This is a genomic window from Streptomyces sp. NPDC088733, from assembly GCF_044751185.1.
Lineage (GTDB): Bacteria > Actinomycetota > Actinomycetes > Streptomycetales > Streptomycetaceae > Actinacidiphila.
On record NZ_JBIVLH010000023.1, the window covers coordinates 74,051 to 93,968 of the forward strand.

Here is a 19,918-nt window from a genome sequence, read left to right on the forward strand (position 1 = left end):
GGGAGGCGCCGACTACAGGTCGAACTCGGCGGGCGCCAGGTCGAGCGCGTAGCAGGCCTCGCGGACGACGCCCTGCTCGGTTTTGTCGAAGTTGCCGTCGGCGCCGCCGATGACGATGCCGATCTGGACCACGGCACGCGCCTCGGCCGGCTTCTTCTTGGCCTTGGCGACCTCCTGGAGCACGCTGACCTTGCCGAACTCGAAGTCGGCGGTGAGCTTGTTCAGGTAGTCGTCGAAGCGCCGCTGCAGGTCGGCGGCGGGGAAGTTCTGCAGCACCTCGTTGGTGGCGATGAGCTGGGCGACCCGCGCCCGCTCCGACGGGTCGATGGTGCCGTCGGCGGCGGCGACCAGGGCGCACATAGCCATGCTCGCGTCGCGGAAGGCGCCGCTCTTGAGATCGTTCTTCTTGGCGACGAGCTGTGTCTGCAGGGAGGCAGTGGTGTCCTTGAGCCGGTCCCAGAAGGCCACGGGGTAACTCCTCGGTTTCTCTGTTCACGCGTCGGCGTGGGCAATGGGGCCAACGAAGCAGCGCTCCCGGAGGTGCCCGGTCGCGCGGCGGACCGTGAAGTCACCCGCCGGTCGTCGTGGCCGGGAAACACCGCCGGACCGGCGGACACCTCTCGGAGCGGCCGCGACCGGGTTACCGTGCAGAGATGGAGACGGTTGACCTGACAGCCCTCGGTGAGGCATTCACCGCCGACCCCTATCCGGTCTACGCCCGGCTGCGCGAGCTCGGCCCCGTGCACCGCGTGCGCACACCCGAGGGCGAGATGTGGCTGATCGTCGGCCACGACCAGGCGCGGGCGGCGCTGACCGATCCGCGGTTCGCCAAGGACGCTCGCGCGCTCGGCTGGATCCTGTACGACGAGGAGCTGCTGGGACGCCACATGCTCGTGTCCGATCCGCCCGAGCACACCCGGCTGCGCAAGCTCGTCGCCCGCGAGTTCACCGCCCGGCGGATCGATCAACTGGCAGCCCGGGTGCAGGAGATCACCGACGGCCTGCTGGACGCCATGACCAGCAGGCCCGGCGCCCGGGCGGACCTCGTCGAGTCCCTGGCCTATCCGCTGCCGATCACCGTCATCTGCGAGCTCCTGGGCGTGCCGGACCTGGACCGCGCGGCCTTCCGCGCGTGGTCGAACGAGGTGGTCGCGCCGACCGGCCCGGAGGCCGAGCGGGCGGCGTACGAGCAGCTTGCCGAGTATCTGGACGAACTGATCGAGGACAAGCGCTGCGCGCCCGGTGACGACCTGATGAGCGCCCTGATCCGCACGGTCGCCGAGGACGGCGACCGGCTGTCCCGCCCGGAGCTCAGCGGCATGGCCTTCCTGCTGCTCGTCGCGGGTCACGAGACGACGGTCAACCTCATCTCCAACGGTGTCCGCGCCCTGCTCACCCACCCGGACCAACTCGCCCTCCTCCGCGCCGACAAGGGACTTCTCGAAGGCGCAGTGGAGGAGATGCTCCGCTGGGACGGCCCCGTGGAGACCGCCACCTTCCGCTTCACCTCCGAGCCCGTGGAGATCGCCGGCACGGTCATCCCGGCCCGGGAGCCGGTACTCGTCGCCCTCGCCTCCGCCGATCGCGACCCGGAACACTTCGGCGAGCCCGACCGCTTCGACATCCGCCGCGACACGCGCGGCCACGTCGCCTTCGGCCACGGCCTCCACCACTGCCTGGGCGCACCCCTGGCCCGCCTCGAAGGCCGCATCGCCATCGGGTCCCTGCTCGAACGCTGCCCCGACCTGGCCCTGGACACCGACCTCGACGCCCTTCAGTGGCTGCCCGGGATGCTCATGCGCGGTGTCCGCTCGCTGCCGGTGCGCTTCGGCTGAGCGCCCGCGGCGGTCGCCCGGCCCCCGCCCCGTGGAGCGGCGGGTGTCCGTCCCCGCGTCGATCGTGCCCACCATGCCCGTTGTCCCCTTCCGGCCTTCCGGCCTTCCGGCCTTCCGGCCTGCCTGTCCCATCCGTCCCGTCCTGTCTGACCTTTCTGAATGGGCAAACCACCGTTCCGCTCCGCCGCGTTGCACGCCCGGCGGGAATTAACCCGATGCGGTGACACGGCGGGACTGGCAGGCTGCGCCGATGGACCGCCGACGGATCTCCCGCATCGCGCACAGCGACCACCCCGTAGCCGCCCCGCTCGACGACGCCTCGGTACGCGGCCTGCTCGACCGCGCGCTGCGCCGGGGCGACGAACGCGTACTGGACCTCGGATGCGGGGAGGGCGCCTGGCTGCTGCGTGCGCTGGCCGGCCACCCGGGGGTGACGGCGGAAGGCGTGGACACCGACGCGGCCGCCCTGGCCAAGGCGGCGCGGACGGCAGCGGACCTCGACGTCGCCGGGCGCCTGGTCCTGCACGAGCAGGATGCCCGCCGGCACACCTCCGCCTCCCCCTTCGACCTCGTGCTCAGCGTGGGCGCGACCCACGCCTTCGGCGGCCTGTCCGCGACCCTGTCCGCGGTCCGCGAGCACCTGGCTCCCGGCGGGCATGTCCTCGTCGGCGACGGCTTCTGGGAGCAGGAGCCCCCGCCCGCCCTCGTCGAGATGCTGGGCGACTTCGACGACCTGCCCACCACCGTCGACCGCGTCGTCGCCGACGGCTGGACCCCCGTGCACGGCCACATCAGCACACCCCAGGAGCTGGACGCCTACGAGTGGTCCTGGACCGGTTCCCTGGCCGCCTGGGCGCTCGACCGCCCCACCGACCCCGACAGCGGCCAGGCCCTCGACGCGGCCGCCCGCCACCGCACGGAATGGCTGCACGGCTACCGGGGCACGTTCGGCTTCGTCACCCTCCTGCTGCGGCGCACCACCGCGTGAACCGGGGTCCTCACAGCCCGGCGAGGTCCGCCACCGTCCGCGCCTCCCGCAGCACGCCGGCGGCGTCCCCGACCTGTCCGTGCTCGGTGAGCCACAGCGCGGTCTCCACCCGCCTCGCGACCGCCCACGCCTCCAGCCGGGCCACGTCCTCACCGAGCGCGTCGGCGACCAGGGCGAACCGCCCCGCCAGCACCCGCCCCGGAGCGGGATGCGCGAAGGGGTCGTCGATCTGCTCCAGCAGCGGCCACGGGTCGTAAGCGGGGTCGCCGGCCATCGGCTTCGGGTCGATCGCGAGCCACGGGCGGCGTGTCGCGGCCAGGACGTTGCCCGGGTTGAAGTCGCCGTGGACGACGACCTCCCGGGACGCCGAACCGGGCAGTTCGCGCAGCAGCCGTACGCCGAGCGCGACGAGTCCCGGGTCGAAGGGCGGCCGGTGCCGCTCCATCCGTTCCTCCACGAGGCCGGCCCAGCCGGCGGTCACGTCCGCCAGCCGGTCGAACCCGCCGTCCACCGCCGTAGCGGCACCCCACAGCTCGGCCAGGACCCCGGCCCCGGTCAGCAGCCGCTCCTCGGCAGTGAGTCCGTCCGCCGCCCCGAGCCCGGCGCCGGGTGTGCAGCGCTCCAGCAGCAGAGCGTGCCGCCGGGCGTCGTGCCGGTGGACCCTTACCGCCCCGCGCCCGTCCCACAGCCGCAGGGCCGCCGCGTCGCCCTCCGCCTCCGGGTGCGGCCAGCCCACCTTGAGGACGGCCGGCGTTCCGTCCGGCAGCCACGCCTCGGCCGCCCAGGAGCAGCTTCCGCCGTCGTAGGACCGCCCGAGCCGCAGCGCCCAGCGCTCGCACATCTCCCCGACGAGGTCCGGCAGCCGGGCGAGCCACCGCTGCCCGCCCGGCAGACCGCTCACGTTCCGTACGAGCGGCAGGGACGCGGACATCGTCACAGGAGGCACGCACAGCATGCTGCCCGCCGCGGCGGGCGCCTTCAAGCCGTTCCGTCCGGACGATGCCCGGGCGCACCAGGGCGCGCCGACCGGCCCGGCGCCCTCAGCGCGCTGCTTCGATGTCGTTCCGCCCGCCCAGCCGGTCCTGCGCCTCCCGCCGGAAGCCGGCCACCAGGATGTGCAGGCTCACCACCAGCGCCCAGATGGGGAAGACCAGTTCGGCCCAGGCCACGCCGGGCACCACGAAGAGCAGCGTCAGGCCGACGAGGTAGCCCAGCAGCGCCAGCCAGCGCGGGAACGTGCCGAGGCGCAGCGCGACGGTGGACGCCGACAGGACGAACACGGCGGCCATCCGCATCGCGTACGTCGTCAGCAGGCTGTATGTGAAGTGCCCGCCGAAGTACCAGAGCTGGGGCTGCCGTACACCGGCCGCCGTGCCCGCGTCGGCCGTCGCCAGGAGACTGCCGGCGCAGGCCGCCGCCCCGAAGAGGGTCGCCACGAAGATCAGCCCGCTGCCCTGGAACACGGTGGCGAGGAACTTGTCCTCGGCGTTCCCCACGTGCGCGCGCACCGCCCCGATGAACCACAGGAAGAAGATCCCGGCGAAGGGGATGAGGCCGAGCGCCGTGCGCACCGTGTGGCGCGAACTGCCGCTCAGCGGCCCGCCGCTCGCCGCGTACTGCTGCCCCTCGGGGATGGCGACCCGCACCAGGACGATGGCCGCGCCGAGCAGGACCGCGAAGGCGATGCCCACCGCTCCGGCGGCTCGTGGTGTGCGCAGGGCCCGGACCGTATCTGACATCTGAGCCCTTCACGCACGTACGCACCCCGGCAACGACCTAGGACCAGCAAGCACCGCCGCGGTCCGTGGCGCCACCCGGCCCGGCCCGGGCGGGTGACAGGGCACGAGGGGGCCCGGAGCACCCCTCAGGAAGCCGGCCCGGCGGCCGCCGCCCCGGTCCCCGCGATCGCGGCGATCTCCGCGATCCGGACCGGCCGCCGTTCGGCACGCGAGACCTCGCATGCCTCCGCCACCAGGAGTGCTTCCAGCGCCTCCCGCCCGTCGCACGGATTCGCCGCCCTCCCGGCGACGACGCGCACAAAGGTGTCGATCTCGGCCCGGTAGGCGTCCCCGAAGCGGTCGACGAAGCCCGTCCAGGGATCCGGCACACCTGGTGCCGCGCCCGGCTCCACCGAGGTGACCGGCGTACGGGCGCCGACGCCGACCGCGATCTGGTCGAGGGAGCCGGCGAGCTCCATGCGGATGTCGTAACCGGCACCGTTGTAGCGCGTGGACGTGGCCGTCACCAAGGTGCCGTCGTCCAGCGTCAGCAGTGCCGCGGCGGTGTCGACGTCGCCCGCCTCCCGGAAGAAGTCGGCGCCGCCGTTGGCGCCCATGGCGTACACCTCGACGACCTCGCGTCCCGTCACCCACCTGGTGGCGTCGAAGTCGTGGATGAGGCAGTCGCGGTAGAGGCCGCCGGACAGCGGCACGAACTCCGGTGGGGGCGGTGCCATGTCGGAGGTCATGGCCCGCACCGTGTGCAGCCTGCCGAGCCGGCCTGTCCGCACGGCCTCGCGGGCGGAGCGGTAGCCGGGGTCGAAGCGGCGCTGGAAACCCATCTGCAGGACGGTGCCCGCCTCCTCCACCTCGCGCAGCGCGGCGACCGTGGAGGCCAGGTCCAGGGCGATCGGCTTCTCGCAGTACGTGGGGAGCCCGGCCCGGACCGCACGCGAGATGAGTTCCGCGTGGGCGGCGGTCGCGGAGGCGATGACGACGGCGTCGGCGCCCGCGGCGAACGCCTCGTCCACCGAGCCCGCCGCACGGGCGCCGGGGCCGAGCCGGTCCGCCGTTCCCGCGGCCCGCGCGGTGTCGGCGTCGGCGACGACGAGTTCGGTGACGTCGGGGTGCCCGTGCAGGGTCGCCGCGTGGAACGACCCGAGGCGCCCGACACCGACGAGGACAACGCGCATGAGCGGAGAGGCCTTTCTTCCGGGGACGGGCGGGCGGCGCGGGCGCGGCGGCCAGGGAGTAACCGCCGCGTCCGCGCCCGATCCGGGACCACCAGGGGGCGGCGCGACGCCTGTCCTGCCGCGCCGCCGTTCCTCAGCGGTAGAACGCGGGGCGCTCGACCAGCGCGACCTCGACCCGGCCGCCCTCGCTCTGCGAGCGGAGTCCGGCCTCGCAGACCGCTGCCGCCGCGTAGCCGTCCCAGGCGCTCGGCCCGGTGACCTCGCCGCGCCGGGTGGCGTCCACCCAGGCCTGGACCTCGCGGTCGTAGGCGTCGACGAAGCGCTCCACGAAGTCCTGGGCGATGGTGCCGCCCCAGCGGCCCGCCGTGTTGACGAGGAGGTCGTGGGCCTCGCCGATGCGCGCGCTGCCGCGCTCGCACACGGCTTCCGCCTGCACCTGGTAGCCGAAGCCGCAGTTGACGTTGATCTCGACGTCGGCGATCACGCCGCCGTCCGTCTCGAAGACCACCAGCTGCGGGTCGTCCAGGCCCTTCGGCGCGTTGGAGGACGGGCGCGGGCGCAGCACGGTCACGGCGGTGATCTCCTGGCCGAGCAGCCAGCGGGTCACGTCCATCTCGTGCACGACCGAGTCGTTGATGAGGTTGGCGTTCGTGTAGCCGGGCGGGACGCTCGCATTGCGGTGCCGGTTGTGCACCAGCAGCGGGCGGCCCAGCTCGCCGCTGTCGAGAAGGGCCTTGAGCTTCAGGTACTCGGCGTCGTAGCGCCGCATGAAGCCGACCTGCACGCGCCGGTGGCCCAGCTTCTGCTCGGCCTCCAGGACGCGCAGCGCCGAGGCGGCGTCCGGGGTGAGCGGCTTCTCGCACAGCACGGGCAGGTCGTGCGCGAAGGCGGCGAGCAGCGCCGCCTCGTGGGCGGCGCCGGGGGAGGCGATGAGGACGGCGTCCACGTCGTCGGCCGCCATGGCGGCCGCGGGGTCGGTGTAGGCCGTGCAGCCCTCGATGCCGGCGGCGACGTTCTTGACCCGCTCGGCGTCGACGTCCACGACGGCGGTCACGCGGGCCCCGCTGATCACGTCGTTGATGCGGCGCACATGGTCGGCGCCCATCTTGCCGGTCCCGACGACCGCGACCCGGAGGGTTGCGTGCTGCGTCATGATGCGTGTCATCCCTTTCGTGCGCGGGGCGTCAGGCGCCGCAGGAGCGGAGGAAAGCGCGGGTGCGCTGGGCGATGGGCAGCGGGCGGTCGGGCTCGCAGGGGTACATGTCCTGCTCGACGATGGCGAAGAGGTCGACCCCGAGCCGCTGCGCGGCGGCCAGCACCGGCTCCAGGGCGGGGACACCGGCGGGCGGCTCGCACATGACGCCGCGCTGGACGGCCGGCCCGAACGGCACCTCGTTCTTGATCACGTCGGCCAGGATCTCCGGGTCGACCTGCTTCAGGTGCAGGTACCCGATGCGCTCGCCGTAGGTCTCGATCAGCTTGACGCTGTCGCCGCCGCAGTAGGCGTAGTGGCCGGTGTCCAGGCAGAGGTTGACCAGGCCGGAGTCGGTCGAGTCGAGGAAGCGGGCGACGTGCTCCTCGGTGTCGATGTGGGTGTCGGCGTGCGGGTGCACGACGATGTCCAGGCCGTAGGTGTCGCGCACCTGGCGCCCCAGGCGCTCCATGCCGGAGGCGAGGTGGCCCCACTGCTCGGCGGTGAGCTCGTGCGGTTCGATGATCTCGGCGGTCTTGTCGTCCCGCCAGAAGGAAGGGATCACCACGAGGTGCCGCGCGCCCATGGCCTGCGTGAGGGCGGCGACCTGGCCGACGTGCTCCCAGGTGGCGTCCCAGACCGACGGACCGCGGTGCAGGGAGGTGAAGACGGTGCCCGCGGAGACCTTCAGGCCGCGGGCGGAGGTCTCCTCGGTGAGCCGGGTGGGGTCGGTCGGCAGGTAGCCGTACGGGCCGAGCTCGATCCACTCGTACCCCGACTGGGCGACCTCGTCGAGGAAGCGCTGCCACGGCACCTGCTGCGGGTCGTCGGGGAACCAGACGCCCCACGAGTCGGGCGCGGACCCGATGCGGATCCGGTCCAGGGCGGGGGAGGCGGCGGTCATGAGGAGGGCTCCTCTCACCGGTCGGCGGTGACCGGTCGGGTGGTTCGGAAGTGGTGCTCGGTGCTGCGACGGTGCGGTTGCCCGCGAAGCCCGCGGTCCCGCTGGCAGCTTCGCTGTCCGACGGGGTCACCGTCAAGAGTTAGTCCTGACATATGGACGTCATGTCAGGCGGTGGGGAGTCGAGGTCGGGCACCACGGCGGCCCGGGAGGGCGGCCCCGCACGAGGCGGGCCGCCCTTCTCCTCGGCGTCCAAGGGGCGTTCCCCGGCCCCGGCTCACACCTCCTTCGGGTCGTCCGGGGCTTCCGGTTCCGGCTGTTCCGGCAGTTCCTCCACGTCGACGCCGCGCACCTGGGACAGTTCGTGCCTGAGCGCCGCCAGCTCGGCGCCGCCGGCCATGTGGTGGGTCAGCTCCTCCAGGGTGACCTCGGAACGGCTCGCGCTCAGCTCGAGGGTGCCCAGCCGGAGCACGGTGAAGTGGTCGCCGACCATGTAGGCGTGGTGCGGGTTGTGCGTGATGAAGATGACACCCAGGCCCCGGTCGCGGGCGGCGGCGATGTACTTGAGGACGACGCCCGACTGCTTCACTCCGAGCGCCGCGGTCGGCTCGTCGAGGATCAGCACCCGCGCGCCGAAGTGCACGGCGCGCGCGATGGCGACGGACTGCCGCTGCCCGCCCGACAGGGTGCCGATGGGCTGGTCCAGGTCGTCCAGGACGATGCCCATCGCCCGCAGTTCCCCGTCGGCGGTCCGCTTCATCGCCGCGATGTCCAGGCGGCGTACCGGCCAGGGGCCGCGCGTCAGCTCCGAGCCGAGGAAGAAGTTCCGCCACACGGGCATCAGCGGGACGGTGGCCAGGTCCTGGTAGACGGTGGCGATGCCGCGGTCCAGCGCCTCGCGCGGGGTGTTCAGCCGTACGGGCTCGCCGTCGATGCGGAACTCGCCCTCGGTGTGCTGGTGCAGCCCGGAGACGATCTTGATCAGGGTGGACTTGCCGGCGCCGTTGTCGCCGAGCACGCAGGTCACCTGCCCCGGCCGGACGGCCAGGTCGACCCCGTGCAGGGCGCGGACGTTGCCGTAGCTCTTGCCCACGCCGGTCAGCTCGACGACCGGCGTTCCGGTGGCCTGCTCCCGCGCGGGCGCTTCGGTGGGAATGGGGGTCATGGGGTCCTCACCTCCTGGTCGCCGTGCGGCGGACCCACAGATTGACGAGGGTCGCGATCAGGAGCATCACGCCGAGGAAGAACTTGAACCAGTCCGGGTTCCAGTTGGCGTACACGATGCCCTGCGAGACCATGCCGAAGATGAAGGCGCCGATCACCGAGCCGATCGCGGAGCCGTAGCCGCCGGTCAGCAGGCATCCGCCGATGACCGCCGCGATGATGTACAGGAACTCGTTGCCGACGCCCTCGCCCGACTGCACCGCGTTGAACGAGAAGAGCAGGTGCATGCCGGTGAACCAGGCGCCGAAGCCGACGGCCATGAACAGGGCGATCTTGGTGAGGTGCACCGGGACGCCGACCGCACGCGCGCTCTCCGCGCTGCCGCCGACGGCGAACGTCCAGTTGCCGAACTTCGTCCGCAGCAGCACCCAGGTGGCCAGTGCCGCGAAGCCCAGCCACCACAGCACCGTGACCTTCAACTGCACCCCGCCGATGCCGATCTCGGAGGCGAAGACCTTTCTGGCCTGGTCGAAGCCGTCCATGTCGCTGATGGAGTCGGTGGCGACGTTGCCGGTGAAGATCTTCGTGACGGCCAGGTTGAGGCCCTGGAGCATCAGGAAGGTGGCCAGGGTGATGAGGAAGCTGGGCAGGCCGGTCCGCATCAGCAGATAGCCGTTGAGGGCGCCGACGGCCAGCGAGACCACGAGCGCGACGGCGACCCCGGTCCACACGTTCATGCTCAGCTGGAAACTGAACATGCTCGCCGTCAGCGCGGAGGTGGTGACCGCGACGCCGGCCGACAGGTCGAACTCGCCGCCGATCATCAGCAGGGCCACCGGCAGCGCCATGATGCCCATGACCGACGCCTGGTAGAGCACGGTGGCCAGGGAACCCGCCTCGCGGAACGACGGCGCGACCGCGAAGAAGAACAGGTAGACGGCGACGGCGGCGATCAGCGCGCCGATCTCGGGCCGGGCCAGGGCCCTGCGGAGCAGGGAGCGCCCGTTCGTCCGGCCGTCCGCCGAGGAGAGCGGCGCGGCGGGCGGCGAAGGGGGCGCCGCGGAGGCTGCAGCGGGGGACACCGGCCTCACCGGGTGCCCTTCGCGGCGAACGCCGCCACGGACTCGACGTTGTCCTTGTCGACGAACGCCGGGCCGGTCAGGACCGGGGAGACGCCGCCACCGCTGACGTTGCCGTTGGTCTTGTACAGCCACAGCGAGTCCACCGACAGATAGCCCTGGAGATAGGGCTGCTGGTCGACGGCGAACTGCACGTCGCCGTCCTGGACCGCCTTCACCAGGTCCTTGTTGAGGTCGAAGGTGCCGACCTCGGCCTTGCTGCCGGCGTCCGCGACCGACTGGACGGCGGTGAGCGCGAACGGCGCGCCCAGGGTCACCACGTAGTCGATGTCGGAGCCCTGCTTGAGCTTCGCGGTGATGGTGGACTTGACCGACGGCATGTCCGTGCCGTTGACGTACAGGTTCTCCGTCGTCCCCTTGAAGGTCTTCTTCACGCCCGCGCAGCGCGCCTCCAGGGCGACATGGCCCTGCTCGTGGACGACGCAGACGGCGTGCTTGGCGCCGAGGTCGTTGAGCTTGTTGCCGAGTGCCTCGCCGGCGACGCTCTCGTCCTGCCCGAAGTACTCCAGCAGCCCCTGGTCCTTCCAGTCGTCCAGGCCCGCGTTGAAACCGACGACGGGTATGCCGGCCTGCTCCGCCTTGGCGACGGCGGACTTCATGGCGTCCGGCTTGGCGAGCGTGACGGCGATGCCGTCGACCTTCTGGTCGATGGCGTTCTGGATGAGGTTGGCCTGCGTGGCGGCGTTGGGGTCGGCGGAGTAGACGAGTTCGACGTTGTCCTTCGCCGCCGCGGCCTGGGCGCCCTTGCGGATGAGGTCCCAGAAGGTGTCGCCGGGGGCGGCATGGGTGACCATCGCGATCTTCATGCGGGGGGTGTCCGCCTTGCCGGCGGCGGCGTTGTCGGCGGACTCCTCGGCCTTCTTGCCGCCCGAGCTGCTGGAACAGCCGGCTGCGAGAAGGACCGCCGCGACGGAGAGCGCCGCGACGGCGGAGATCCTGCGGGTTTTCCAAGAGCGTTCCATGTTCCTGCACCTCACTGCGGTGGGAGGGAGAAGGGGGGACCGGCCTGTTGCCCGTGGCGTTGCTGACGGGAGCAAACCCCTCGCCCGAGCCGCTGTCAAGGCTTTGTTAAGACATCAATTCATCTCGACGTAACGACACAGTAACGAGCCGGTAGGACACCTCGGCCTGTCCACGTTCGTATGTAAGGACATAGTGTTGACATCTCCCGGGTCCCGCGGTTAGACCTGAGGGGGCCGCGCGGCGGTCCGCTCGCGAGACGACGAGGAGTCCCTGCTCATGACCGAGCCGTACGACCTGATCACGATGGGCCGGATCGGGGTGGACATCTACCCGCTGCAGACGGGGGTGCCGCTGCCCGAGGTCGAGACGTTCGGCAAGTTCCTCGGCGGATCGGCGACCAACGTGGCGGTCGCCGCCGCCCGGCTCGGCCGCTCCACCGCGGTCGTCACCCGCACCGGCGACGACCCGTTCGGCACGTACTGCCACCAGGCGCTGAAGGAGTTCGGTGTCGACGACCGCTTCGTGACCCCGGTCGCCGGGCTGCCGACCCCCGTCACGTTCTGCGAGATCTTCCCGCCCGACGACTTCCCGCTCTACTTCTACCGGCTGCCCAAGGCCCCCGACCTGGAGATCCTCCCGGAGGAGCTGGACCTCGACGCGATCCGCGCCGCCCGGATCTTCTGGATGACCGGGACGGGACTGTGCGAGGAGCCCAGCCGCGCCGCCACGTTCGCCGCGCTGGAGGCCCGCGCCGGGAACGGCACCACCGTCTTCGACCTCGACTGGCGCCCCATGTTCTGGAAGGACCCCGCCGAGGCACGGCCCTTCTACGCGCGGGCGCTCAGCCACGCCACCGTCGCCGTCGGCAACCTCGACGAGTGCGAGGTCGCCACCGGCGTCCGCGAACCCCGCGCCGCGGCTGAGGCCTTGCTGGAGGCGGGCGTCGAACTCGCCGTCGTCAAGCAGGGTCCCAAGGGCGTGCTCGCCGTCCACCGCGACGGCACCTCGGCCGAGGTGCCGCCGGTCCCGGTCGAGGTGGTCAACGGCCTCGGCGCGGGCGACGCGTTCGGCGGCGCCCTGTGCCACGGCCTGCTGGCCGGCTGGGACCTGGAGCGGATCATGCGCCACGCCAACGCGGCCGGCGCCATCGTCGCCTCCCGGCTCGCCTGCTCCTCCGCCATGCCCACCGAGTCCGAGGTGCGGGACCTCCTCGACCGCCGCTGAGCGGCCCGCCCCCACCTGAAAGCCCCGAAAGCGAGCTCCCCTTGAGCATCAGCATCTCCGACCTGGTGAAGGTGCGGACCCGGCACCCCGAGGCGATCGCCGAGGCGGCCGCCCGCCGTGTCCGCCGCCCCCTGATAGGGGACAGCGGCCGGCTGATGATCGTCGCCGCGGACCACCCGGCCCGGGGCGCCCTGGCCGTCGGCGACCACGAGTTCGCCATGGCCAACCGCATGGACCTGCTGGAGCGCCTGTGCACCGCGCTCGCCCGCCCGGGCGTGGACGGCGTCCTCGGCACCGCCGACGTCCTGGAGGACCTGCTGCTGCTCGGCGCGCTGGAGGGCAAGGTCGTCATGGGCTCCATGAACCGCGGCGGCCTGGCCGGCGCCTCCTTCGAACTCGACGACCGCTTCACCGGCCACCGCGCCCAGGACATCGCCCGGCTCGGCTTCGACGCCGGCAAGCTGCTGCTGCGCATCGCCTACGAGGACAGCGGATCGCTGGCCACCATGGTCTCCACCGCCCGCGCCATCGACGACATGGCCGAGCGCGGACTGCCGGTCTTCGTCGAGCCGTTCATGTCCCGCCGCACCGACGGCCGGGTGCGCAACGACCTGAGCGCCGGGGCCGTCACCAAGTCCATAGCCATAGCGTCCGGACTCGGCGGCACCTCCGCCTACACCTGGCTCAAGGTGCCGGTCACGGAGAACGTGGACGACATGGCGGCCGTCATGGAGACCTCCACCCTCCCCGCCGTCCTGCTCGGCGGCGAGGTGGGCAAGGAACAGGACGTGCTGTACGAGAAGTGGCGCAAGGCGCTGCGGCTGCCCACCGTCCAGGGACTGGTGGTGGGCCGGTCGCTGCTCTACCCGGCGCAGGGCAGTGTGGAGACGGCCGTCGACACCGCCGTGGGCCTGCTGTGAGGACCGGACGAACCGTGAGAGAGGCGAGCCGCACGAGATGACCGGCACCGAGAACCACCTGGCCGCGGGCAAGGCCGCCGCCGGCCCGTACACCGTCGCCGTCCACCCGGAACAGGCCGGCTGGACCCACTCCTCGCTGCGGGTCCTGGAACTGCCGCCGGGCGGACGGCACGAGTTCGCCACCGGCGACAGCGAGTGGATCGTGCTCCCCCTGTCCGGTTCGTGCACCGTCGACGCGGACGGCGAGAGCTTCCGGCTCGCGGGCCGCGAGAGCGTCTTCGCCGGGGTCACCGACTTCGCGTACGCCCCGCGCGACGCGCGGGTGGTCGTGGTGAGCGAGGCGGGCGGCCGGTTCGCGCTGACCGGCGCGCGCTGCGAACGCCGCCTGCCCGCCCGCTACGGTCCCGCTTCGGCCGTGCCCGTCGAACTGCGCGGCAGCGGCAACTGCAGCCGCCAGGTCAACAACTTCGGTGCCGCGGGGGTGTTCGAGTGCGACCGGCTGATCGCGGTCGAGGTGCTGACCCCGGGCGGCAACTGGTCCTCCTTCCCGCCGCACAAGCACGACGAGGACCGCGAGGGCGAGTCGCGGCTGGAGGAGATCTACTACTTCGAGATCGCGGCCGCGCACGGCCGGGAGGGCATCGGCTACCAGCGGGTCTCGCCCTCCGGCAACGGCCGCAACACCGATGTGCTGGCCGAGGTCCGCGACGGCGACGTCGTGCTCATCCCCGACGGCTGGCACGGCCCCTCCATGGCCGTCCCGGGCCACGACATGTACTACCTCAACGTCATGGCGGGCCCGGGCGCCGAGCGCGCCTGGCTGATCTGCGACCATCCCGACCACGCCTGGATCCGCGCCACCTGGCCGGAGCAGCCGGTCGACCCGAGACTGCCCCTGTACACGGCCCCCGCCGAAGACCGAGCCTCCGAGAGGTCCCGATGACCCAGTCCGTCCGCCGTCTCACGGTCGCCCAGGCCCTGGTGCGCTTCCTGTCCGCGCAGTACACCGAGCGTGACGGGGCCCGCCACCGGCTGATCGCCGGCACCTGGGGCATCTTCGGTCACGGCAATGTCGCCGGCATCGGCCAGGCGCTGCTGGAGCACCAGGACGTGATGCCGTACCACCAGGGCCGCAACGAGCAGTCCATGGTGCACGCCGCCGTCGGCTACGCCCGGCAGCTCAATCGGCTCTCCGCGCAGGCCGTCACGACCTCCATCGGTCCCGGCGCCACCAACCTCGTCACCGGCGCCGCGCTGGCCACGATCAACCGGCTGCCGGTGCTGCTGCTGCCCGGCGACTCCTTCGCCAACCGCATCCCCGACCCGGTGCTCCAGCAGCTCGAACACCCCTGGTCCGGCGATGTGTCCGTGAACGACGCGCTGCGCCCGGTCTCCCGCTGGTTCGACCGGGTCACCCGGCCCGAGGCGCTGATCCCGGCCGCCCTCCAGGCCGCGCGCGTGCTCGCCGACCCCGCCGAGACCGGTGCCGTCACCCTCGCCCTGCCGCAGGACGTGCAGGCGGAAGCGTGGGACTGGCCCGAGGAGTTCTTCGCCGAGCGGGTCTGGCACGTCCGCCGGCCGGCACCCGAGGCCGCCGAACTCGCCGCCGCCGCACAGGCCGTGCGCGGGGCGCGGCGCCCGCTGGTCGTCGCGGGCGGCGGCGTCCACCACAGCGAGGCCGAGGCGGCGCTGAAGGCGCTCGCCGAGGCCACCGGCATCCCCGTGGCGTCCACCCAGGCGGGCAAGGGCTCGCTGCGCCACGACCACCCCGCGGACCTCGGCGCGATCGGCCACACGGGCACCGCCGTCGCCGACGACATCGCCCGTACCGCGGACCTGGTCATCGGTGTCGGCACCCGCTGGACCGACTTCACCACCGCCTCCTCCACCCTCTTCGCGGCGCCGGGGGTGCGCTTCCTCAACCTCAACATCACCGGCTTCGACGCCCACAAGCTGGGCGCCCGTACGGTCGTCGGCGACGCCCGCGCCTGCCTGGAGGCCCTCACCGGCGCACTGGCCGGCCACCGTGTGGACGCGGAGTACGAGGACGAGTACCGCGCGGGCAGGGAGCGTTGGGAGCGCGTCGTGGACGCCGCCTACGCCGCGCCCGACGACTCCGCCCGGCCCACCCAGACGCAACTGCTCGGCGCCCTGGACTCCGTCGTCGGCGACGAGGACGTCGTCATCAACGCCGCCGGCTCCCTGCCCGGCGACCTCCACAAGCTCTGGCGCGCGCGCTCCCCGCGCCAGTACCACCTGGAGTACGGCTACTCCTGCATGGGTTACGAGATCCCGGCCGGCATCGGCGTCCGCATGGCCGCCCCGGACCGGCCGGTCTGGTCGCTGGTCGGCGACGGCACGTACCTGATGATGCCGACGGAGATCGTCACCGCCGTGCAGGAGGGCGTCAACCTCAACCTGGTCCTCATCCAGAACCACGGCTACGCCTCCATCGGCGGGCTGTCCTCCGAGGTGGGCGGTGAGCGCTTCGGCACCGCCTACCGCTACCGCGCCGCCGACGGCACGTTCACCGGCGACCCGCTCCCGGTCGACCTGGCCGCCAACGCCGCGAGCCTCGGCATGGACGTCCTGCGCGCCGGAACGGTGCGCGAGCTGCGCGAGGCCCTGGCCGCCGCCCGCGCCTCGGACCGGCCGACGTGCGTGTACGTCGAGACCGACCCGGCGCCGACCGCCCCTGCCGCGCAGGCCTGGTGGGACGTCCCGGTCGCCGAGACCGCGACCCGCGAGTCCGCGGTCGAGGCGCGCAAGAACTACGAGCGCCACCTCGCCGATCGCCGGCGCCACCTGTGACGGCCGCCGGCGCGCGCCCCCCCCGCGCGCCGGCCACGGCAGACCCACCGCACACCCACCGGCCCCTGACCACCAGGCCACGGGCCCTTCGAGAAGGCGCGGACTCGCATGTTCGGACAATGTGATGTCAGAGTTTCCTGAGGCCGAGAGCGGCGGATACGCTCCCCCTGTGTCCAAAGCAGAGTCCGCGCCGCTCGAGTTCGAGGTGGACCGCTCGAGCCCGGTGCCGCTGTACTACCAGCTCGCCCAGCAGCTGGAGGGCGCCATCGAGCACGGCCGGCTCGCCCCGGGCAGTCTGCTCGGCAACGAGATCGAACTCGCCGGACGCCTCGGCCTGTCGCGGCCGACCGTCCGCCAGGCCATCCAGTCCCTCGTCGACAAGGGGCTGCTGGTGCGCCGCCGCGGCGTGGGCACCCAGGTCGTGCACAGCCAGGTCAAGCGCCCGCTGGAGCTGAGCAGCCTCTTCGACGACCTCCAGGCCGCCGGCCAGAGCCCCGCCACCCGGGTGCTGCGCAACGAGGCCGTGCCGGCCTCCGCCGAGGTCGCCGCCGCGCTCGGTGTCGCCGAGGGCGGCGAGGTCCGCGTCCTGCACCGGCTGCGCCTCACTCACGGCGAGCCGATGGCGCACATGTGCAACTACCTGCCGCCCGGGCTCATCGACCTGGACACCGCCCGGCTGGAGTCGACCGGCCTCTACCGGATGATGCGCGCCGCGGGCATCACCCTGCACAGCGCCCGCCAGTCCGTCGGCGCCCGCTCCGCCACCGAGGAGGAGGGCGAACTGCTCGGGGAGGAACCGGGTGCGGCGCTGCTGACCATGAGCCGCACGACGTACGACGACACCGGGCGCGCCGTCGAGTACGGCACGCACATCTACCGCGCCTCCCGCTACGCCTTCGAGTTCCAGCTGCTCGTCCGCGCCTGAGGGATCCGTCACGCCTGGGGCAGAGCATCGCTCCGCGTGACGGATACTGGGTCCTTTCCAGGATTCGGCAGGGAAGGCACCAGGTGGAGAGGGTGAACACCGGGAGGCGCGTGCTCGGCGCGCTACTGACCGTGGCCATCGGGGCGACGGTCGCGGGCTGCAGCAGCACCGGCGGCCTGCGCGCGGAGCAGCGCGCCAAGGAGGCCCGGGCCAACGGCTCGGCCGTCGACACCCCGCGGTGGAAGATCGCCATGGTCACCCATGCGGGGGCGGGCGACACCTTCTGGGACATCGTCCAGAAGGGCGCCAAGCAGGCCGCCGCCAAGGACAACATCACGTTCCTGTACTCCAGCAGCGACCAGGGCAAGGACCAGGCGCAGCTCGTCCAGACGGCCATCGACCAGCACGTCGACGGCCTGGTCGTCACGCTCGCCAAGCCGGAGGCCATGAAGGACGTCGTCCTGAAGGCGGAGAAGGCCGGCATCCCGGTCATCACCATCAACTCCGGCTCCGCGGAGTCCAAGGAGTACGGCGCCCTCGCCCACATCGGCCAGGACGAGACCATCGCCGGCGAGGCCGTCGGCGACGAGCTCACCACCCGCGGCAAGAAGCACGTCCTGTGCGTCCTGCACGAGCAGGGCAACGTCGGCCACGAGCAGCGCTGCGCGGGCGTGAAGAGCACCTTCAAGGGCACCACGGAGAACCTGTACGTCAACGGCACCAACATGCCCGACGTCCAGTCCGCCCTCCAGGCCAAGCTCCAGTCCGACCCCTCGGTGGACGCCGTCGTCACCCTGGGAGCGCCCTTCGCCGCCACTGCCGCCAAAGCCAAGGAGCAGGCCGGCAGCAAGGCGGAGGTCGACACCTTCGACCTCAACGCCCAGGTCGCCGCCTCCCTGAAGGCCGGCACCATCGGCTTCGCCGTCGACCAGCAGCCCTACCTGCAGGGCTACGAGGCGATCGACCTGCTGTGGCTCAACCGCTACAACGCCGACGTCCTCGGCGGCGGCAAGCCGGTCCTCACCGGGCCGCAGATCGTCACCAAGGACGACGCGGCGGCACTGGAGGACTACGCGAAGCGGGGCACCAGGTGAGCGCGGAAACCCTTCTGCCGCCGCGCGGGCTGACCCAGCGCCTGCTGGGCCGCCCCGAACTGGGCGCGGTGGTCGGCGCCGCGGCCGTCTTCGTCTTCTTCGCGGTCTGCGCCGACTCCTTTGTGCGGCCGGAGAGCATCGGCACCATCCTGTACGCGGCGTCCACCATCGGGATCATGGCCGTACCGGTCGCGCTGCTGATGATCGGCGGCGAGTTCGACCTGTCGGCGGGCGTCCTGGTCACCAGCTCGGCACTGGTGTCGTCGATGTTTAGCTACCAGATGACGGCCAACGCCTGGGTGGGCGTCGGCGTCTCCCTGCTGACCACCGTCGCCATCGGCTTCCTCAACGGCTACCTGCTCGTGCGCACGAAGCTGCCCAGCTTCATCGTCACGCTCGGCACCTTCCTGATGCTCACGGGCGCGAACCTCGGCCTGACCAAGCTCATCGACGGCACGGTCAGCACCAAGTCCATCGCCGACATGGAGGGCTTCTCCTCCGCCCGCGCCCTGTTCGCCTCGCACCTGACGATCGGCGATGTGGACCTCCAGGTGACCATCGCCTGGTGGGTGGCCCTGGTTGCGGTCGCCACCTGGGTGCTGCTGCGCACCCGCGCCGGCAACTGGATCTTCGCCTCGGGGGGCAACCCCGATGCGGCCCGCGCGGTCGGCGTCCCCGTCGCCCGCACCAAGATCGGGCTGTACATGGCCGTCGCCCTGTGCGCGTGGATCTCCGGGCAGCACCTGCTGTTCTCCTTCGACGTGGTGCAGTCGGGGGAGGGCGTCGGCAACGAGTTCCTGTACATCATCGCCGCAGTCATCGGCGGCTGCCTGATGACGGGCGGCCACGGCTCGGCCATCGGGTCGGCGGTGGGGGCGTTCATCTTCGGCATGACGAGCAAGGGCATCGTGTACGCGCAGTGGAACCCGGACTGGTTCAAGTTCTTCCTCGGCGCGATGCTGCTCCTGGCGACGCTGCTGAACGCGTGGGTGCGCAAGCGGGCGGAGGCGGCCAAGTGACCCCCCTGGTGAAGCTGACCGGCGTCGGCAAGTCGTACGGCAGCGTCCGCGCGCTGGAGGACGTCTCGCTGGAGGTCCACGCGGGGGAGATCACCTGCGTCCTCGGTGACAACGGCGCGGGCAAGTCCACCCTCATCAAGATCATCGCAGGGCTGCACCAGCACGACACCGGCACCTACGAGATCGAGGGCGAGGCGGTCCGCCACACCTCGCCGCGCGAAGCCCTGGACCGCGGCATCGCCACGGTCTACCAGGACCTCGCCGTCGTGCCGCTCATGCCGGTCTGGCGCAACTTCTTCCTCGGCTCGGAGCCGCGCGTCGGCCGCGGCCCCTTCAAGCGGCTCGACGTCGCCACCATGCGCGCCACCACCCGCGCGGAACTGCTGCGCATGGGCATCGACCTGCCCGACGTCGACCGGCCCATCGGCACGCTCTCCGGCGGTCAGCGCCAGTCCGTCGCCATCGCTCGGGCCGTCCACTTCGGCGCGAAGGTGCTGATCCTGGACGAGCCCACGGCGGCGCTCGGGGTCAAGCAGTCAGGCGTCGTGCTCAAGTACGTCGCCGCGGCCCGGGACGCGGGGCTCGGCGTGGTGCTCATCACGCACAATCCGCACCACGCCCACCTCGTCGGCGACCGGTTCGTCCTCCTGCGCCGCGGCACGGTGTCCGGCGCGTACACCAAGGACGGCATCTCCCTGGACGACCTCACCCGCGAGATGGCGGGGGGCAGCGACCTCGAAGCCCTGGCCCACGAGCTGCGCCGCCCCGCCGGCTGACGTACCTGTCCGCCCCCTGGCGCGCTGCGGGCGCACCGGCGGGGCAGAAGCACGGT

The 19,918-nt window shown here is 72.2% G+C and carries 19 protein-coding genes; 10 read left to right on the plus strand and 9 right to left on the minus strand.

The genetic code is table 11. The annotated features are described in order from the left end of the window. Positions 1 to 12: 12 nt before the first annotated feature. Complete coding sequence (locus tag ACIP64_RS32030) at positions 13 to 468, minus strand: tellurite resistance TerB family protein (RefSeq protein ID WP_401593547.1); 456 nt, start codon at positions 466 to 468, stop codon at positions 13 to 15. A 185-nt stretch (positions 469 to 653) separates the two neighbouring features. On the opposite strand from ACIP64_RS32030, the gene ACIP64_RS32035 reads away from it, so the two are divergent. Beyond that, positions 654 to 1,835 (plus strand): cytochrome P450, encoded by a 1,182-nt coding sequence (locus tag ACIP64_RS32035; protein WP_401593550.1) that lies wholly within the window; start codon positions 654 to 656, stop codon positions 1,833 to 1,835. Positions 1,836 to 2,085: 250 nt separating this feature from the next. Continuing rightward, positions 2,086 to 2,823 carry an SAM-dependent methyltransferase gene (locus ACIP64_RS32040; RefSeq protein ID WP_401593552.1) on the plus strand — a complete coding sequence of 246 codons (738 nt, stop codon included), beginning with the start codon at positions 2,086 to 2,088 and terminating at the stop codon, positions 2,821 to 2,823. A 10-nt stretch (positions 2,824 to 2,833) separates the two neighbouring features. Here ACIP64_RS32040 and ACIP64_RS32045 read toward each other — a convergent pair whose 3' ends face one another. The 8 genes from ACIP64_RS32045 to ACIP64_RS32080 form a co-directional block, all read right to left on the minus strand. Beyond that, positions 2,834 to 3,769: an aminoglycoside phosphotransferase family protein gene (locus ACIP64_RS32045; protein ID WP_401593554.1), complete on the minus strand. Its 936-nt coding sequence runs from the start codon at positions 3,767 to 3,769 to the stop codon at positions 2,834 to 2,836. A 94-nt stretch (positions 3,770 to 3,863) separates the two neighbouring features. Further along, entirely contained in the window at positions 3,864 to 4,562 is a 699-nt protein-coding gene (locus ACIP64_RS32050; protein WP_401593557.1) for a hypothetical protein, read from the minus strand. 125 nt (positions 4,563 to 4,687) lie between these two features. Continuing rightward, entirely contained in the window at positions 4,688 to 5,734 is a 1,047-nt protein-coding gene (locus ACIP64_RS32055; RefSeq protein ID WP_401593560.1) for a Gfo/Idh/MocA family oxidoreductase, read from the minus strand. A 133-nt stretch (positions 5,735 to 5,867) separates the two neighbouring features. Further along, positions 5,868 to 6,887 (minus strand): Gfo/Idh/MocA family protein, encoded by a 1,020-nt coding sequence (locus ACIP64_RS32060; RefSeq protein ID WP_401593563.1) that lies wholly within the window; start codon positions 6,885 to 6,887, stop codon positions 5,868 to 5,870. A gap of 31 nt (positions 6,888 to 6,918) precedes the next feature. Then, the gene (locus tag ACIP64_RS32065) at positions 6,919 to 7,830 is read right to left on the minus strand and encodes a sugar phosphate isomerase/epimerase family protein (RefSeq protein ID WP_401593565.1); all 912 of its coding nucleotides are present in this window, start codon (positions 7,828 to 7,830) and stop codon (positions 6,919 to 6,921) included. A gap of 274 nt (positions 7,831 to 8,104) precedes the next feature. After that, the gene (locus ACIP64_RS32070; RefSeq protein ID WP_401593568.1) at positions 8,105 to 8,992 is read right to left on the minus strand and encodes an ATP-binding cassette domain-containing protein; all 888 of its coding nucleotides are present in this window, start codon (positions 8,990 to 8,992) and stop codon (positions 8,105 to 8,107) included. Between the two features lie 7 nt (positions 8,993 to 8,999). Further along, positions 9,000 to 10,082, minus strand: coding sequence for an ABC transporter permease (locus ACIP64_RS32075; protein ID WP_401593570.1), 1,083 nt, complete (start codon positions 10,080 to 10,082; stop codon positions 9,000 to 9,002). Next, complete coding sequence (locus ACIP64_RS32080) at positions 10,079 to 11,092, minus strand: sugar ABC transporter substrate-binding protein (protein ID WP_401593572.1); 1,014 nt, start codon at positions 11,090 to 11,092, stop codon at positions 10,079 to 10,081. Before ACIP64_RS32080 ends, ACIP64_RS32075 begins: the two co-directional genes overlap by 4 nt. Positions 11,093 to 11,369: 277 nt before the next feature. Between ACIP64_RS32080 and iolC the strand changes: the two genes are divergently transcribed. The 8 genes from iolC to ACIP64_RS32120 all read left to right on the plus strand — a co-directional run bounded on the left by iolC (position 11,370) and on the right by ACIP64_RS32120 (position 19,862). Further along, positions 11,370 to 12,317 (plus strand): 5-dehydro-2-deoxygluconokinase, encoded by a 948-nt coding sequence (gene iolC / locus ACIP64_RS32085; RefSeq protein WP_401593574.1) that lies wholly within the window; start codon positions 11,370 to 11,372, stop codon positions 12,315 to 12,317. A 41-nt stretch (positions 12,318 to 12,358) separates the two neighbouring features. Beyond that, positions 12,359 to 13,237, plus strand: coding sequence for a deoxyribose-phosphate aldolase (locus tag ACIP64_RS32090; protein ID WP_401593576.1), 879 nt, complete (start codon positions 12,359 to 12,361; stop codon positions 13,235 to 13,237). Positions 13,238 to 13,274: 37 nt separating this feature from the next. Continuing rightward, entirely contained in the window at positions 13,275 to 14,180 is a 906-nt protein-coding gene (gene iolB, locus ACIP64_RS32095; RefSeq protein ID WP_401593579.1) for a 5-deoxy-glucuronate isomerase, read from the plus strand. Beyond that, positions 14,177 to 16,048, plus strand: coding sequence for a 3D-(3,5/4)-trihydroxycyclohexane-1,2-dione acylhydrolase (decyclizing) (iolD, locus tag ACIP64_RS32100; protein ID WP_401593582.1), 1,872 nt, complete (start codon positions 14,177 to 14,179; stop codon positions 16,046 to 16,048). Before iolB ends, iolD begins: the two co-directional genes overlap by 4 nt. A gap of 169 nt (positions 16,049 to 16,217) precedes the next feature. Then, positions 16,218 to 16,973 carry a GntR family transcriptional regulator gene (locus ACIP64_RS32105; protein WP_401593585.1) on the plus strand — a complete coding sequence of 252 codons (756 nt, stop codon included), beginning with the start codon at positions 16,218 to 16,220 and terminating at the stop codon, positions 16,971 to 16,973. 83 nt (positions 16,974 to 17,056) lie between these two features. Further along, entirely contained in the window at positions 17,057 to 18,067 is a 1,011-nt protein-coding gene (locus tag ACIP64_RS32110) for a sugar ABC transporter substrate-binding protein (RefSeq protein WP_401593588.1), read from the plus strand. Further along, complete coding sequence (locus ACIP64_RS32115) at positions 18,064 to 19,086, plus strand: ABC transporter permease (RefSeq protein ID WP_401593590.1); 1,023 nt, start codon at positions 18,064 to 18,066, stop codon at positions 19,084 to 19,086. Before ACIP64_RS32110 ends, ACIP64_RS32115 begins: the two co-directional genes overlap by 4 nt. Then, the gene (locus ACIP64_RS32120; RefSeq protein ID WP_401593593.1) at positions 19,053 to 19,862 is read left to right on the plus strand and encodes an ATP-binding cassette domain-containing protein; all 810 of its coding nucleotides are present in this window, start codon (positions 19,053 to 19,055) and stop codon (positions 19,860 to 19,862) included. Before ACIP64_RS32115 ends, ACIP64_RS32120 begins: the two co-directional genes overlap by 34 nt. Positions 19,863 to 19,918: the final 56 nt, after the last annotated feature.

Excerpts from the sequence above, each read along its gene's own strand:
- ACIP64_RS32055 (WP_401593560.1), bottom strand. The coding sequence starts at position 5,734 with ATGCGCGTTGTCCTCGTCGGTGTCGGGCGCCTCGGGTCGTTCCACGCG.
- ACIP64_RS32065 (WP_401593565.1), bottom strand. The coding sequence starts at position 7,830 with ATGACCGCCGCCTCCCCCGCCCTGGACCGGATCCGCATCGGGTCCGCG.
- ACIP64_RS32050 (WP_401593557.1), bottom strand. The coding sequence starts at position 4,562 with ATGTCAGATACGGTCCGGGCCCTGCGCACACCACGAGCCGCCGGAGCG.
- ACIP64_RS32035 (WP_401593550.1), top strand. The coding sequence starts at position 654 with ATGGAGACGGTTGACCTGACAGCCCTCGGTGAGGCATTCACCGCCGAC.
- ACIP64_RS32070 (WP_401593568.1), bottom strand. The coding sequence starts at position 8,992 with ATGACCCCCATTCCCACCGAAGCGCCCGCGCGGGAGCAGGCCACCGGA.
- iolD (WP_401593582.1), top strand. The coding sequence starts at position 14,177 with ATGACCCAGTCCGTCCGCCGTCTCACGGTCGCCCAGGCCCTGGTGCGC.
- ACIP64_RS32040 (WP_401593552.1), top strand. The coding sequence starts at position 2,086 with ATGGACCGCCGACGGATCTCCCGCATCGCGCACAGCGACCACCCCGTA.
- ACIP64_RS32080 (WP_401593572.1), bottom strand. The coding sequence starts at position 11,092 with ATGGAACGCTCTTGGAAAACCCGCAGGATCTCCGCCGTCGCGGCGCTC.
- iolB (WP_401593579.1), top strand. The coding sequence starts at position 13,275 with ATGACCGGCACCGAGAACCACCTGGCCGCGGGCAAGGCCGCCGCCGGC.
- ACIP64_RS32060 (WP_401593563.1), bottom strand. The coding sequence starts at position 6,887 with ATGACGCAGCACGCAACCCTCCGGGTCGCGGTCGTCGGGACCGGCAAG.
- iolC (WP_401593574.1), top strand. The coding sequence starts at position 11,370 with ATGACCGAGCCGTACGACCTGATCACGATGGGCCGGATCGGGGTGGAC.